Genomic DNA, 14,195 nt, shown 5'->3' with positions numbered 1-14,195 from the left:
CAAATGTGACAATGAGCCCTAACACCATGGGTGCGTCCGACCCCACCGAGCCGCCCGCCGCAGGCGTGTGGACGCTGGCGAACGATCGCCTGATCATAACCGTGCGGGACTGGCCCGCAACCATTCTCGTCCCCACCGGACAGGTGCGGCTGCTCGCAGTCGATCTGCCGTTGCCCAGCCACGCCAAAAGGCTGGCGGCTCTGCCCTTCGCGATCGAGGATCGCATCGCCGAGTCGGTCGATTCGGTGCACCTCGCACTTGGCGAGGCGATCGCGCCGGGCCGCTATCTGGTCGGCATCGTCCGCCACGAGGTGATGGCGCGCTGGATCGCGCAGGCCGAGGAGGCCGGCATCGGCCAGGCCGCGATGGTCCCCGATGTGCTGACCCTCCCGCGCCCGGCCGAGGGCTGGGCAGTGTCGCAAATGAGCGGCCGCGCCGCGGTGCGCGATGCCGAGGGCATGGGCTTCGAAGTCCCCGCGCCGCTGCTTCGTCCGGCCTGGGAAGCCGCAGGCAAGCCGCCGGTCACCAGCTATGGCGAGACGCTGCCCGACGACATGCAGCGCCAGGCCGGCGCGCTAGATCCCGTCGCCTTCGGTCCCGCCGCCAGTGCCGCGGTCGCGGCGCTCAACCTGCGCCAGGGTGCCTATGCGGTGCGCAAGGTCGGCGGCTCACCCTTGTGGCGCAAATTCGCCTGGGTCGCCGCGCTGGGCGTCGCAGCGCACATCGTCATCTCGGTCGGCGACACGGTGATGCTGCGCAGCATCGCCGATCGTCGCGAGGCAGAAACGCGCGCCGCCGCCGCGCTCGCTGCACCCGGCGTCGCGCTGGGTGACGACATGGCGAGCACAGTCACCGGCTTGCTGCCGAGCGGTGGTGGCGCGCAGGTGCCGCAGCTTTTCCTGCCGCTCGTCACCCGCGTGTCGGGTGCGCTCGGCCCGCTTTCGGGCGCATTAGTCGTCCGCGCGATGACTTTTGAGGGCCGGATGCTCACGCTCGATCTCGATCCCAACACCGACGCAACGCTCACCTCGCGCATCGAAGCCGCGCTCAAGGGCGCCGGGGTAGGGGCCCAGGTCGTCCGCTCGCCCGAGGGCGCGATCCGTATTACGGCGAACGCAGCATGAGACTGATACTCGCCAGGATGCCGGCGCTCGACGCCGCTTTGATCCGCTTCGATGCGTGGTGGTCGGGGCTCAGCCGCCGCGAGCGCTTCATGGTCGGCGGCCTTGCGCTGTTCCTCGCCGCGCTGGTGCTGGTCTACGGCGTGGTGAAGCCGCTCCAGTCCGCCCGCGCATCGGCGCTGCAGGACATCCGTACCTATGAGACGCTCACTGCGCGCATCCGCGCTGCAGGCACGCTCAGCGCCAATCAGCCCCAGCGCCGCCAGGGTTCGCCGGCGGACGTGATCACCGGATCGGCGCCGTCATTCGGCCTCACCACCACGGTCGCGCCGCTCCCCGGCGGTGCCCGCGCCACGGTCGCCGATGGCAGCTATGATTCGGTACTCGCCTGGCTCGCCGATCTCTCGGCGACCAGCAGCCTCCGCATCCAGCGCGTCGACATCCAGCGCACTGCAACGCCCGGCCGCGTCAGCGCAGTCGTGGATTTCGGCGCATGAACGAGATGCTGATCCTCACCGAAGAGAGCCCCGCGTCGCTCCCCTACAGCTTCGCCCGCCGCAACGGCGTGCTGCTGCGCGTCACCGACGCCGGGCTCGAGTGCGTCCACAAGGCCGGCGCCGCGCTCGACGGCCTGCTCGAGGTCCAACGCCTTGCCCCTGCCGCGCGCTTCGTCACCGTGCCCGATGAAGCGTTCGAGGCCGCGCTCAGTGCTGCCTATTCGGGCGCCGGTGCCGCCGCCGATATCGACCTTGGCGACATGGATCTCGCCGCGCTCGCCGACAGCGCCGCGAGCGTCGACGACCTGCTCGACACCCGCGACGATGCCCCCGTCATCCGCCTGATCAACGCGCTCCTCCTCGAAGCCGTGCGCGAAGGCGCGTCGGACGTGCATATCGAGACGCAGGAAAAGCGCCTCGTCGTCCGTTTCCGCATCGACGGCGTGCTGCGCGACATGATCGAGCCGCCGCGCGCGCTCGCGCCTTTGCTCGTCAGCCGCATCAAGGTGATGGCCAAGCTCGACATCGCCGAGCGCCGCATCCCGCAGGATGGCCGCGTCACCCTCCGTATCGGCGGGCATGACGTCGACGCCCGCGTCTCGACCATCCCCACCCAGCATGGCGAGCGCGTCGTGATGCGCCTGCTCGAAAAGGGTTCGCTCCGCCTCGACATGGAAGTGCTCGGCATGAGCGAGCGCGATCGCGGCGTGTTCACCCGCCTGCTTGAGCGCCCGCACGGCATGCTGCTCGTCACCGGCCCGACCGGCTCGGGCAAGACCACCACGCTCTACGCCGCGCTCCACAAGCTCAACGACCGCAAGCGCAACATCATGACGGTGGAAGATCCCATCGAATATGAGCTGGCGGGCATCGGCCAGACCCAGGTCAATGCGCGCACCGACATGACCTTCGCCCGCGGCCTCCGCGCGATCCTGCGCCAGGACCCCGACGTGATCATGGTCGGCGAGATTCGCGACCAGGAGACCGCACAGGTCGCCGTTCGCTCGTCGATGACCGGCCATTTCGTGCTCTCGACGCTGCACACCAACAGCGCGGTCGGCTCGGTTACCCGCCTGATCGACATGGGCGTCGAGCGCTACCTCCTCGCCCCGATGGTCGTCGGCCTCTGCGCCCAGCGCCTCGTCCGCAAGCTTTGCCAGAATTGTGCGCAGCAGGATGAGGCGACCGAAGCCGATTCGCTCCTCCTCGGCGGCGCGCTCAAGCCCGGCAAGAAGATCTGGCGCGCAGTCGGCTGCGACGAGTGTCACGGCGAGGGCTATCGGGGGAGGGCAGGCCTCTACGAGGTCGTTGCGGTCGACGAGAAGTTCCAGAAGCTGATCCATGACGGCGCTTCCGAAGCCGATCTCGAAGCGCATGCCCGCAAGGAAAATCCCAGCCTGCTCGACGACGGCCTCGCCAAGGTGAAGGCCGGCGTGACGACCGTGGAAGAAGTCGCCCGCGTGGTGAGGGACGAGGGCTGATGCCCGCTTACGCGTACCGCGCCGCCGACAAGGCCGGTGCATCGAAGAAGGGCATTATCGAAGCCTCCAGCCCGTCCGCCGCCCGCGCGTTGCTGCGCGAGCAGGCGCTGCTGCCGCTGTCGGTCGAAATCGCCGCCGAGAAGGGCGCCAGCTTCGGCAGCATCCAGCTCCCGCGTTTCCGCCGCGCCGGCCTGTCGTCTAAGGCGCTCGCCACCGTCACCCGCCAGATCGCCACGCTCGTCGGCTCGGACATCGCGATCGAGGAAGCGCTCCGCCTCGTCGCCACCCAGTCCGAGCACGCCCCGACCAGTTCGCTCCTGCTCGACGTCCGCGCCGCGATCCTCGACGGTCGCAGCTTCGCCGCAGCATTGGCGCAGCATCCGCGCGCCTTTCCCGAATTCTACCGCGCCTCGGTCGCCGCCGGCGAAGCCTCGGGCCGGCTGCCCGACGTGCTCAACCACCTCGCCGAGTTTGTCGAGAACCGCCAGGCCAATGGCCAGAAGCTGCAACTGGCGCTGATGTACCCGGCGCTGCTCGCGCTCGTCTCGTTCGGCATGATGGCGCTGCTGCTCGTCTATATCGTGCCCGACATCGTGAAGGTGTTCGTCTCGCGCGGCGCCGATCTGCCGCTCCTCACCCGCCTGCTGATCGCGCTGAGCTGGTTCCTCCAGAATTTCGGGCTCTATCTGCTGCTCGGCATCGCCGTAGCGGCGCTGGTCCTGGGCCGCTGGGCGCGTGTCCCCGCCAACCGCCTGCGCATCGACCGCTTCTTCTCGGAAAAGCGCCCGTTCCGGCGTTTCAGTCGACAATTGAGCGCCGCCCGCTTCGCCGGCAGCCTCGCCACGTTGGTCGGCAGCGCCGTCCCGCTCGTCGACGCGCTCCACGCCGCGGCTGCTGTCACGCCCAATCTCTGGGTCCGCGAAAAGGCGCTCGGCGTCGCCACCCGGGTCCGCGAGGGCATCAGCCTGCGCGCCGCGATGAGCGAGGCGGGGGTCTTCCCCTCGATGCTCGTCGCGATCGTCGCTTCGGGCGAAAGCTCGGGCCGCCTCGCCCCGGCACTCGACCGCGCCTCGCATGAGCTTCAGCGCGAGCTTGACGCGATCGTCGGCACGCTTGTCGCCCTGGTCGAGCCGATGGTGCTGCTGGTGATGGGCGGGCTGGTGCTGATGATGGTGCTGGCGATCCTGCTGCCGATCATCAACCTCAACAATCTCGTCGGGCTCTAAGCCTCACATCTGTCCCTGGATCCGTGCCCCCGCCGGCAACCCGACGAATGGCAGCACCGCCGCCCCGTCCGGCGTCATCGAGATGTCGAGCGATCCGTCCTCGCCCAGCACCGCGGTCAGCAGCGTCTTCATCCGCTGCGCCGAGGGCGCCACCCGGATCGTCGTGCGGTCGCCGACATGCTCGGCGGTGATCAGCAGGGCAGGGACCGCCACCGGCCCGCCGCTGTTCTTCGCGCGACAGCTGCCGGGATCGGTGGTGACCTTGCCGTCCGCCATCCGCGCGCCGCCGCCGGTCGCGACGCGCTGCATCTCGACCTGCAACGCCAGATTGCAGGTAAAGGGCAGGCTCGGCTGAAGCGCGCGCAGCAGGCTCGCATCCGCCGACCCGCTGACATGGTCGAGCACCGTCCGCCCGCCGATATGACGCAGCATCTGCCCGCCCAGATCGGTGTTCGGCCCCGTCGCCTTCCAGTCCCCGGCAAAGGCCAGGCTCGTCAGCGAGCGCAAGGGCGCCATCTTCCAGGAGAACGAAGCCCCGCCGGCGACACCGACTTCGCCGTTCCACACCGTCCCCGCCACGCCGGTGCGCCAAGTGCCGTTGGGAAAGATCACGCTCGCCGGCATCGTTACCAGCAAGGCGAGCAGATACGCCCCTATGCCGAGCAGGACGAAGAGGATAATAGAGCGCCGTGCCCCGCTTCCCTCACCAAGAGTCGGCAATGGATCGACGGACCCTGCTGAAGTCACTGCAATCAGGCCTGGTCGCGTCAGCGGCATCGGTCGTGCTTCCCTCTGTCGTGTTCGCAGCGGACAAGAAGAAGGACAAGCGCCCGATCGCCCTGCTGCTGCCGCTCACGGGCCCGCGAGCGCGGCTGGGGCTTAGCATGCGGCAGGCCGCGTTGCTCGCGGAAAACAGCGCCCTCGTCCAGAGTTTCGACACGACCGGCACCGCCACCGGTGCGGCCGCTGCCGCTGCCCAGGCTCTCAAGATCAAGCCCGCGCTGATCCTGGGCCCGCTCGGCTACGAGGAAGTCCCCGCCGTCTCGAGCAGCGTCGCCGGCCGCGTGCCCGTCATCGCGTTCAGCAACGACAGCGTGCTGCGTGCGCCGAACACCTGGATCTTCGGGATCACCGCCGGCCAGGTCACCACCGCGATCCTCCGCTATGCCCGCACCCGCGGCGTCAAATCGGTCGCGATGATCGACGATGGCTCGCCGTGGAGCGCCGCCGCCGCGCTCGCCGCCGGCAAGAGCGAGGCCGAACTCGGCATCGCGCTCAACATCCTCCAGGTGAAGCCCGGCCAGCCGCTGCCCAATCCAGGCGAGGCGCCCGACGCGGTACTGCTCCCCGGCTCGGGCGAGACCGCCCTCGCCGCCGCCCGCGCGCTCAAGGACACCGGCGTCCAGCTGCTCGGCACTTTCCAGGGGCTCGACAACCGCCCGGCCGCGCTCGCCGCGCTCGAGGGCGCCTGGCTCGCCAGCCCGGACCCGAACGCCTTCGGTACCTTCGCCAGCGCCTTCCAGGCTCGCAACGGCGGCGAGCCCGGCACGATCGCCGCTTTGGCCTATGACGCTGCCGGCATCGCCAATGCGCTGCGCGCCGACAACCGCCTGAATGTCGAGGGGCTGATGGACGCCAAGGGCTTCCACGGCGTCACCGGCCCGGTTCGCTTCCGCACCGACGGCTCGGTCGCCCGCGACTTCGCGATCGTCGTCGCCGGCCAGACCGGCTACACGCCCGTGGCGGTGAGCTCGGGGTCGTGACTTCGCGCCCCGAAGCCGGCGAAAGCGGCTTCACCCTGATCGAGCTGATGATCTCGCTCGGCCTGTTCGCGCTGATCGCAGTCGCCGGCCTCACCCTGGTCGACGGCATCATCAAGGTGCAGGGCCGCACCGAGAAGCGGCTCGATCGCCTCGCCGATCTCCAGCGCGCGATGTTCGTCGTCTCGAGCGACGTCGACCAGATCTCGCGCGGCCGCGTCTCGGGCGGGGGCGAGAAGCTCAATTTCACGCGCGCTGCGCCCGGTTTCGGCGGACCCGCGGTGCCGCTCCAATATTCGGTCGCCAACGGCAATCTCGTGCGCGGATCGGGGCCGATGGTGCAGACCGTGATCGGCGGCGTCGCCAATGTCCGCTGGCGCTTTTTCGACGGTGCCGCCTGGGCCGATCGCTGGCCGATGAAGGAAGCCGACGCCGATCGCTGGCCGCGCGCTATTGCGATAGAGTTGCAGGCCGCCGGCCCCGGCGGCAACCCCGGCGCGCTGCGCCGCGTGGTGCCGCTGCCCGACCAGGCGGAGTATCCGAAGGAATGAAACGGGTCCGCGAAACCGAGGCGGGGATGATCCTCGTCAACGTGCTGATGTTCGTCGCGATCGCGTCCGGACTCGTGCTATTGCTAATCAATCGCGAAGAATTGGCGCTCGATCGCGCGCTGCGAACGCGCGAGGCGGCGCGTGCCCTGGCGGTCGTCCGCGGCGGCGAGCTCTCCGCCGTCGTCGCGCTCCGCCGCGACATGGTCACCGCGCCCAACGAGGACAATCGCACCGAGCCCTGGGCCAAGGTGGCGGAGAACGCCACCCCGATCCAGGGCGGCAGCTTCGACCTTGCGATCGCCGATGCCGAGGGCCGCTTCAACCTCAATTCGCTGCGCGCGGGCGATGCCGGCGCGGTCGTGCTGTTCCAGACGATCGCCAAGGATGTCGGCCTCGAGCCCGAGGATGTGGTCAAGGCCGTCACCTATATCCGCCTCTACGGCCCGCTCACCGATGTCCGCCCGATCCGCCTCGCCGGCTTCGATCCCGAAGCGGCTGCCCGGATGGAACGGCTGGTGACTGCGCTGCCCGGCACCACGTCAATCAACTTGAACGCCGCCGACCCCGAGATGCTGCGCGTCCTGTTCCGCGACCCGCTCGCCGCCAGCCGCCTCGCCGAGATCCGCCAACGCAACGGCAAGCTCACGCTCAAGGACCTCTCGGACCTCAACCTGTCTATGCCCTGGGGCACCAGCTTCCGCTCGGGCACCTTCTGGGTCCGCACCCGGGCGACGATCGGCACCACCAGCCAGCAGGCCGCGGTGCTGATCCAGCGCGTGCTGCGCCCGGACGGCAAGGTCGCGGTGGGAGTTGTGGAGAGGTGGCGGGGGGCGAGCGTGCCGCCCGAGGCGCCGGGGTTCGTGTCTGGGCGGTAGGATTTGCCGCATTGCGCCGTAAAGTTGGACGTTTCGCGCGAACCTGGATGGAACCAGCTGCAGCCGTTCATTCGGCTGGCGCCAATTATTAAGTAGAGGCTGTTGTGGACTCTAACCGTGAGAATGATCACCAAGGATGACGCAACTGCGGTCCGTAGACCCCAGGGCTCGGCGGGAGGGGGAATATGCAGGTTTATCTGCTTGGTGCTGGCGCTTCAAAAGCGTTCGACGAAAGCCCGACAGCGCAGCGAATGCCAATCGCTCGCGATTTCTTCGACACTTTCGATAAGCTGACGCTTTCCGCAAACCCCTGGGTTTTGATTGAAGGGCTGGTTGGATACATTGAAAAGAAACATGGTCGCGGCAACGCCTATGCGTATTTGCGCTCGGGCATAGACATCGAAGATCTACACTCCGAAATTGAGGAAGCACGCGATCGCGGATTGGCGAGCGGCGATCCAGCGGAATGGTATCTGCCATATCGCGCCTACAATGAACTGGTTTTTCTGTTTTCGGCCGTGTTGAACGATATTCAAAACGGGCCAGTCTCGAAGGCGCATTTTAATTTGATCACGGAACTCGCGCCCGGCGACGTCATAATCACATTCAATTGGGACACGCTCTTGGACCGTGCTTTGGCCAGCGCGACGCCGTGGCGTCCTGACTGGGGATACGGCGTTGCTCCTCATTCTGTATTCGATGATGGTTGGCGGGCGGTCCAGCCTGACAACGACGCGAGAGGAAATCGCCTTATAAAGCTGCACGGCTCTACGAACTGGATCACCGGCTATTCCGTCACCGATGGACAGGGCGTCTTGGTACCGAGTCAAGATCTTGATCCTGGAGCGTTTGCAGTGTTTGAGCAGGCAACAAAGCCTTATCCGTGCTTTGCCGGCCGCTACATGCCGGGCTACGAGCCCTATTCATTCGGATATTACCCGCCGAATCTCGATGTGCCCGGTCGTGGCGCACCTGAGGGGCATGTAATTGTGGCGATGAGGCCGAAAGTGCCTTGGCGGTTGGAGGGCACTGCTCCGGACGGAGGTCTGCCTTCCATGCCCCTCATCATTCCTCCGGTCCGGAACAAGGCTTATACGTTTTTCGGCGAACTGTTCGGCACGCTGTGGAAACAAGCCGAAGATGCGCTGGCCGAAGCGGACAAAATCACGATTATAGGCTATTCTTTCCCTCGCACAGATGTCCAAAGCGACCAGCTATTCAGACGCGCATTTGCCCGTCGCACGTCGATGCCCCGTATTGACATTGTCGATCCTGCCCCAGCTTCGGTGTCGAACAAGATGACAGCTGATCTCGGCATGCGCGACGATCATCTACATGTTGTGGAAGGGTATTTCTCTGCTGACTTCGATTTTTCGGTATTGGCCTGATCGCACGCTTATAAAACGAAATATCACCATCTCGCCGCGGTAAATCAGGGCTATCTTAGTATTCGACGGCTGCTGTGCATCGCAGATATAGTGATCGTTCGGCAAACAGCCCAATATCGCGCCTCGCGAACGTCCTTACAGCAAAATCCGAAACAGCGCCCCGCCGCCGGGCGCATCGCTGATCGCGATGCTCCCGCCATGCGCCACCACGATCTGCCGCGCCAGGTTCAGCCCCACGCCGGTGCCCGTCGCGCGGGTGGTGAAAAAGGGCAGGAACACATCCTGCCGCAGCCCCTCGGGCACGCCCGGGCCATTGTCCTCGACTTCGATCACCAGCGTCTCGCGCTCGGCGAACAGCCTGAGCGCCAGCGTCGGTGCGCGCTCCTGGCCGGTCATCGCCTGGGCGGCGTTCTGCAGCAGGTTGATCAGCACCTGGGCGAGCAGGTCCGGGTCGGCGTCGATCGAGAGCCGGGCAGGGCGCACGTCGATCGCCAGCGGCAGATCGGGCTGGCGTGCGGCGAAGATGCGGCCAAGCTCCTCGGCCCAGGGTCCCGCGGCAAAGGCCTGGCGCTGGATGTCGGGGGTGTGCGCCACTGCGCGATAGGCCTCGATGAAATGCCCAAGCCCATGCGCGCGGCGGGCCAGCGTGGTCACTGCCGCGCGGGCATCGCCGATGCGGGGGTTGGCGGTGAGCTCGGGATCGTCGAGCAGGTCCGCCGCGGTTGCCGCGAGCGAAGTGACCGGCGTCAGCGAATTGAGGATCTCATGCGTCAGCACGCGCACCAGGTCGGTCTGGGCCGCCATCTCCACGGCGTCGAGCGTGCCCTGGATCGGCTGCACCGTCACGGCACGGATGCTGCGGCCGAGCCGCTCGAGCGTGCCCGAGCGGACCAGCACGCGCTGCGTCCGCCCCTCGATCGCCAGCAGCAATATCTCCTCGGCCGCGTCGCCTCCCGCCAGTCTTTTGGCCAAGGTGGCGCCATAGACGGCATAGTCCTCGGCCCTTGTGCCGCGCGCGTCGCGGAACAGCCGGCGCGCGGCCTTGTTGGCCGGGGCCACCGCACCCGCGCCATCGACGGTGAGCAACGCCACCGGCATGTCATCGACCAGCGCCTCGAGGAAGCGCATCTCGGCGGCGGTGGCGGCCTGGCGTACGCGCAGCCGGTCCATCGCGCCGTCCAGCGCGCCGCCCAGTTCCTCGAACCCGCCGCCGGTCGCGCCGCCGAACCGCGCCGAGGTGTCGTCGAAGCGCAGCGCCTCGATGAAGCGGGCGACGGCGACATTGGTGCGCGAGACGTGCCACCACAGGCCCCAGATCGCGCCGGCGACGAGCAGCATCGCGACGATCCGTGCCGCGCCCAGCCCGGGCGTCACAAAGGCGAGCGCGACGGCGCCCAGCGCGACGGCCACTGCGGCGATCCAGGCGATCAGCCCCAGCGTGAAGCGCCGGTCAAAGCCCATGCTTCTCCATCCGGCGATAGAGCGCCGCGCGCGACAACCCAAGTTCGTTGGCGGCGAGCGAGATATTATAGCCGTGCTTCTTCAGCGCTTCCTCGACCAGCCGGCGCTCGACCCGCTCGAGGTTGAGGTCGTCGAGCACCGCCGGGGCGGGCGAGGGGGGCACCACCGCGGCGGGGGCGATGCGCGGCATCGCGCGGACCAGCGAGAAGTCCTCGGGCTCCAGCGCATCCTCGCGCGCCAGGATCACCGCGCGCTCGAGCGCATGGCGCAGCGCGCGGACATTGCCCGGCCAGTCATGCTCGAGCAGCAGCATCCGCGCCGCCGGGCTCAGCGCCGGCACCGGGCGGCCATAGCGCTTGGCATAGTGCTGGAGATAATGCTCGATCAGTTGCGGCACGTCTTCGCGGCGTTCGCGCAGCGGGGGCAGGTCGATCTCGACCGTGTTGAGGCGGAACAGCAGATCCTGGCGGAAATGCCCCTCGTCGCGCAGTTTCTCGGGGGGCAGATTGGTCGCGGCGATCACGCGGATGTTGACCGGCACCGGCTTGTTCGCCCCCACCGGCGTCACTTGGCGCTGCTCGAGCACGGTGAGCAATTTGGGCTGGAGCCGCAGGGGAAGATTGCCGATTTCGTCGAGGAACAGCGTGCCCCCGTCCGCCGCCTGGATCCGGCCCACCCGGTCGGTCCGCGCATCGGTGAACGCGCCCTTCACATGGCCGAACAGCTCTGAATCGATCAGGTCCTCGCTGATCGCGCCCAGGTCGACGGTCAGCATCACCTGGTCCGCGCGCAGCGATTGCCGGTGGAGCTCGCGCGCGACCAGCTCCTTGCCCGTGCCATTCTCGCCGAGGACCAGGACGTTGGCGTCGGTCGGTGCCGCGCGGGCAATCAGCGAGTGCACGCGTGCCATCGCCGGCGAGCCCCCGAGCAAGGGCGACGCGCTCCCCTGCGGTGCCGAAACCGGCGCCACGCCCTTGCCGCCCACCGCCTTGCGCGAGCGCCGCAGCGACGCCGCGGTCCGCACCGTCGCCAGCAATTTCTCGTTCGACCAGGGCTTGGAGACGAAGTCCGTCGCCCCGCGCTTCATCGCCGACACCGCGACCTGCACCCCGCCATGCGCAGTGATCATCACCACCACCATCTCGGGATCGAGCGCGAGCAGCTTGTCGAGCCAGGCTAGTCCCTCGGAGGCATCGGTCGCCCCCCGCGCGAAGTTCGCATCGAGCAGCACCACGTCGGGCGTCCGCGCCTGGATCAGCGGCAGCGCCTCCTCGGGGCCGCGCACCGCCTCGACGTCGCGGAACAGCCGCCGCAGCAGCAGCCGCGACGCCATCAATATGTCTTCGTCGTCGTCGATCACGACGCAGAATTCGAATTCCGGATCGCTCATGCTGCCCACTCCCGTACATCCACTGTGCGGAAGCGAACAATCAATTTGCGTGCCAAGCCGGCCCTTGCCCGTCGATTTCATCTGGCACGCGTCGTGCTGGTCTTCGTGCAGCGGCGATGGTGCCGGCGGAGGACGAAGGTGCAGCGGCAATCGCGCAAGACCGGCAAGGGAAAGCTTCTCGCGGCACTCGCCGCGGCTGTGATTCTCCTCGCAATCCTGCCGCACGGCCGCTTCGCCCTCGACCTCCGCATGGGCGCGAACGGCGCGCGCGCCGCGTTCGAGCTCGGCCTGATTTCGTTTCGGATAGCGTTCGATTCCGGACGCTCCTGTCCGGAATCGAACAGTTGCCGGAGCACGATCCTGTGAGCCGCCGCTGGGAAACCCGGCTGGCACGGCTGTTGCTCTGCTTAGGGGCAAAGGAATTTGGGGCATGACGATCTTGCGGATGCAGAAGGATAGCGGGCCGGTCTCGGGCGGCGGCATGGACCAGGTCGTCGAGACGCGCCGGCTGTCGACCCGGGTGAAGATCGCGCTCGGCGTCGCCGCGGCATTGGTCGCCGCGCTCGCCATCTGGTGGTTCGCTCCCAGCGGCGCCAGCCAGACCGTCGGCATGGACCGGCTGACCATCTCGAGCGTCACGCGCGGCACCTTCGACGATTTCATGCCGCTGCGTGCTCGCGTTACCCCGTTGCTCACCGTCTATATTGACGCAGTCGAGGGCGGCCGGGTCGAGAAGATGCTGGTCGAGGACGGCGCCACCGTCGCCGCCGGCCAGCCGATCGCCTTGCTCTCCAACGCCGAGCTCCAGCTCTCCACGCTTGCCCGCCAGACCGAGGTCGAGCAGCAGATCAACAACATGCGCAGCCAGGAGCTGTCGCTCGCCCAGACCCAGCTCGCCAACGAACGCGCCGTGCTCGCCGCCGAGACCGCGTTCGAAAAGACCCGCCGCCAGTACGACCGCGAAAAGCCGCTCGCCGACAAGGGCTTCGTCTCGGGCAAGCAGTTCGCCGATACCCAGGCCGATTACGAGCTCAGCCAGCGCAACCTGGCGGCCCTCAAGCGCAGCCAGAGCACCGACGCGCGCCTCCAGGGCAGCCAGCTCACCCAGCAGCAACAGGCGGCCAGGTCGATGCAGTCGGGCCTCGCCATCGCCCGCGCCAATCTCGATGCGCTCCAGCTCCGCGCGCCCGTCGCCGGCCAGCTTTCGGGCTTCTCGGTCCAGGTCGGCCAGTCGCTCGGCCGCGGCGAGCGCGTCGGCCAGATCGACAGCCCCGGCCGCAACAAGCTGATTGCCGGCGTCGACGAATTCTATCTCGGCCGTGTGCAGATCGGCCAGAAGGCCTCGCTCGACTGGTCGGGCAAGCGCTATGGCGCCAAGGTCACCAAGATCTACCCGCAGGTGCAGAACGGCCAGTTCCAGGTCGATCTCCAGTTCACCGATGGCGAGCCGCCCCAGCTCCAGCGCGGCCAGACGATGCAGGCGCGCCTGACGCTCGGCGATCCGGCGCCCGCTTTGCTGATCCCCAACGGCGCCTTCTACAACGATACCGGCGGCGCCTGGGTATTCGTGGTCAGCGCCTCGGGCGGCGTCGCCGAGAAGCGCAATGTCCGCCTCGGCCGCCGCAACACCGATTTCATCGAAGTGCTCGAGGGCCTCGAGCCCGGCGAGCGGGTGATCACCTCGCCATATACCGGCCTTACCGACAAGACGCGCCTGGACCTCACCAAGTGATAGAAAAGAAAGGGAATCCGATGCTGCAGATGCGCGAACTCTCCAAGGTCTACCGCACCGACACGGTGCAGACGACGGCGCTCGACGCGATCGATCTCGACATCGCCGAGGGCGAGTTCGTGGCGATCATGGGCCCCTCGGGCTGCGGCAAGTCGACCCTGCTCAACATGATCGGGATGCTCGATAGCCCGTCCTCGGGCAGCTACATGTTCAACGGCAAGGAAGTCGCCGGTCTCTCGGAGAGCAAGCTTGCCGAGGTCCGCAAGGAAAGCATCGGCTTCATCTTCCAGAGCTTCAACCTGGTCGACGAGCTCACCGTGCGCGACAATGTCGAGCTGGCGCTGCTCTACCACAATGTCCCCGCCGCCGAGCGCAAGCGCCGCGTCGACGAAGTGATGGATCGCACCGGCATCGCCCACCGCGCCAAGCACCGGCCCAGCCAGCTCTCGGGCGGCCAGCAGCAGCGCGTCGCCGTCGCCCGCGCGCTCGTCGCCAGCCCCAAGCTGATCCTCGCCGACGAGCCGACCGGCAATCTCGACACCCAGCACGGCGAGGAAGTGATGCACATGCTGCAGACGCTCAACGCCGAGGGCTCGACGATCGTCATGGTCACCCACTCGCCCGCGCACGCGGATTACGCCGGCCGCATCGTCAACATGCTCGACGGCCGCGTCCTCCACGAGCGCCGCCGCGCGGCCTGAAGGCAGGGAAGG

At 67.7% G+C, this 14,195-nt stretch carries 14 protein-coding genes; 11 read left to right on the top strand and 3 right to left on the bottom strand.

The window, feature by feature from the left end:
• Positions 1-11 precede the first annotated feature (11 nt).
• From gspL to HZY97_RS14885, 4 genes are read left to right on the top strand one after another with little or no spacing between them, the layout of a single operon-like run.
• On the top strand, positions 12-1,124 hold the full coding sequence (gene gspL / locus HZY97_RS14900) for a type II secretion system protein GspL (protein WP_257215091.1): 1,113 nt from the start codon (positions 12-14) through the stop codon (positions 1,122-1,124).
• Positions 1,121-1,618, top strand: coding sequence for a type II secretion system protein GspM (gene gspM, locus HZY97_RS14895; protein WP_180145315.1), 498 nt, complete (start codon positions 1,121-1,123; stop codon positions 1,616-1,618). Before gspL ends, gspM begins: the two co-directional genes overlap by 4 nt.
• Positions 1,615-3,099 (top strand): type II secretion system ATPase GspE, encoded by a 1,485-nt coding sequence (gspE, locus tag HZY97_RS14890; RefSeq protein WP_180145312.1) that lies wholly within the window; start codon positions 1,615-1,617, stop codon positions 3,097-3,099. Before gspM ends, gspE begins: the two co-directional genes overlap by 4 nt.
• Positions 3,099-4,325: a type II secretion system F family protein gene (locus HZY97_RS14885; protein WP_180145309.1), complete on the top strand. Its 1,227-nt coding sequence runs from the start codon at positions 3,099-3,101 to the stop codon at positions 4,323-4,325. The genes gspE and HZY97_RS14885 overlap by 1 nt, the downstream gene beginning before the upstream one ends.
• A gap of 3 nt (positions 4,326-4,328) precedes the next feature.
• On the opposite strand, the gene gspN is transcribed toward HZY97_RS14885, so the two are convergent.
• Entirely contained in the window at positions 4,329-4,937 is a 609-nt protein-coding gene (gspN, locus tag HZY97_RS14880; protein WP_373684381.1) for a type II secretion system protein N, read from the bottom strand.
• Positions 4,938-5,044: 107 nt separating this feature from the next.
• Between gspN and HZY97_RS14875 the strand changes: the two genes are divergently transcribed.
• The 4 genes from HZY97_RS14875 (at position 5,045) to HZY97_RS14860 (ending at position 8,899) form a co-directional block, all read left to right on the top strand.
• Positions 5,045-6,088, top strand: a complete 1,044-nt coding sequence (locus HZY97_RS14875) for a penicillin-binding protein activator (RefSeq protein ID WP_180145303.1) — start codon at positions 5,045-5,047, stop codon at positions 6,086-6,088.
• Positions 6,085-6,636 (top strand): type II secretion system protein GspJ, encoded by a 552-nt coding sequence (locus HZY97_RS14870; RefSeq protein WP_180145300.1) that lies wholly within the window; start codon positions 6,085-6,087, stop codon positions 6,634-6,636. Before HZY97_RS14875 ends, HZY97_RS14870 begins: the two co-directional genes overlap by 4 nt.
• Entirely contained in the window at positions 6,633-7,511 is an 879-nt protein-coding gene (locus tag HZY97_RS14865; RefSeq protein WP_180145298.1) for a general secretion pathway protein GspK, read from the top strand. Before HZY97_RS14870 ends, HZY97_RS14865 begins: the two co-directional genes overlap by 4 nt.
• Before the next feature lie 185 nt (positions 7,512-7,696).
• On the top strand, positions 7,697-8,899 hold the full coding sequence (locus HZY97_RS14860; protein WP_180145295.1) for a hypothetical protein: 1,203 nt from the start codon (positions 7,697-7,699) through the stop codon (positions 8,897-8,899).
• A gap of 135 nt (positions 8,900-9,034) precedes the next feature.
• On the opposite strand, the gene HZY97_RS14855 is transcribed toward HZY97_RS14860, so the two are convergent.
• Complete coding sequence (locus HZY97_RS14855) at positions 9,035-10,360, bottom strand: PAS domain-containing sensor histidine kinase (RefSeq protein ID WP_180145292.1); 1,326 nt, start codon at positions 10,358-10,360, stop codon at positions 9,035-9,037.
• The gene (locus HZY97_RS14850) at positions 10,350-11,750 is read right to left on the bottom strand and encodes a sigma-54 dependent transcriptional regulator (protein ID WP_180145289.1); all 1,401 of its coding nucleotides are present in this window, start codon (positions 11,748-11,750) and stop codon (positions 10,350-10,352) included. The genes HZY97_RS14855 and HZY97_RS14850 overlap by 11 nt, the downstream gene beginning before the upstream one ends.
• Positions 11,751-11,795: 45 nt before the next feature.
• Between HZY97_RS14850 and HZY97_RS14845 the strand changes: the two genes are divergently transcribed.
• The 3 genes from HZY97_RS14845 (at position 11,796) to HZY97_RS14835 (ending at position 14,183) form a co-directional block, all read left to right on the top strand.
• Positions 11,796-12,116: a hypothetical protein gene (locus HZY97_RS14845; RefSeq protein WP_180145286.1), complete on the top strand. Its 321-nt coding sequence runs from the start codon at positions 11,796-11,798 to the stop codon at positions 12,114-12,116.
• A 64-nt stretch (positions 12,117-12,180) separates the two neighbouring features.
• On the top strand, positions 12,181-13,482 hold the full coding sequence (locus tag HZY97_RS14840; RefSeq protein WP_257215090.1) for an efflux RND transporter periplasmic adaptor subunit: 1,302 nt from the start codon (positions 12,181-12,183) through the stop codon (positions 13,480-13,482).
• Positions 13,483-13,502: 20 nt separating this feature from the next.
• Positions 13,503-14,183 (top strand): ABC transporter ATP-binding protein, encoded by a 681-nt coding sequence (locus HZY97_RS14835; protein ID WP_180145284.1) that lies wholly within the window; start codon positions 13,503-13,505, stop codon positions 14,181-14,183.
• The last annotated feature ends 12 nt before the right edge of the window (positions 14,184-14,195 follow it).

The sequence above is a fragment of the Sphingomonas sp. R-74633 genome (assembly GCF_013416555.1).
GTDB lineage: Bacteria > Pseudomonadota > Alphaproteobacteria > Sphingomonadales > Sphingomonadaceae > Sphingomonas.
Note: the sequence above shows the minus strand (reverse complement) of the source record. Positions and strands in the feature narration are given on the sequence as shown.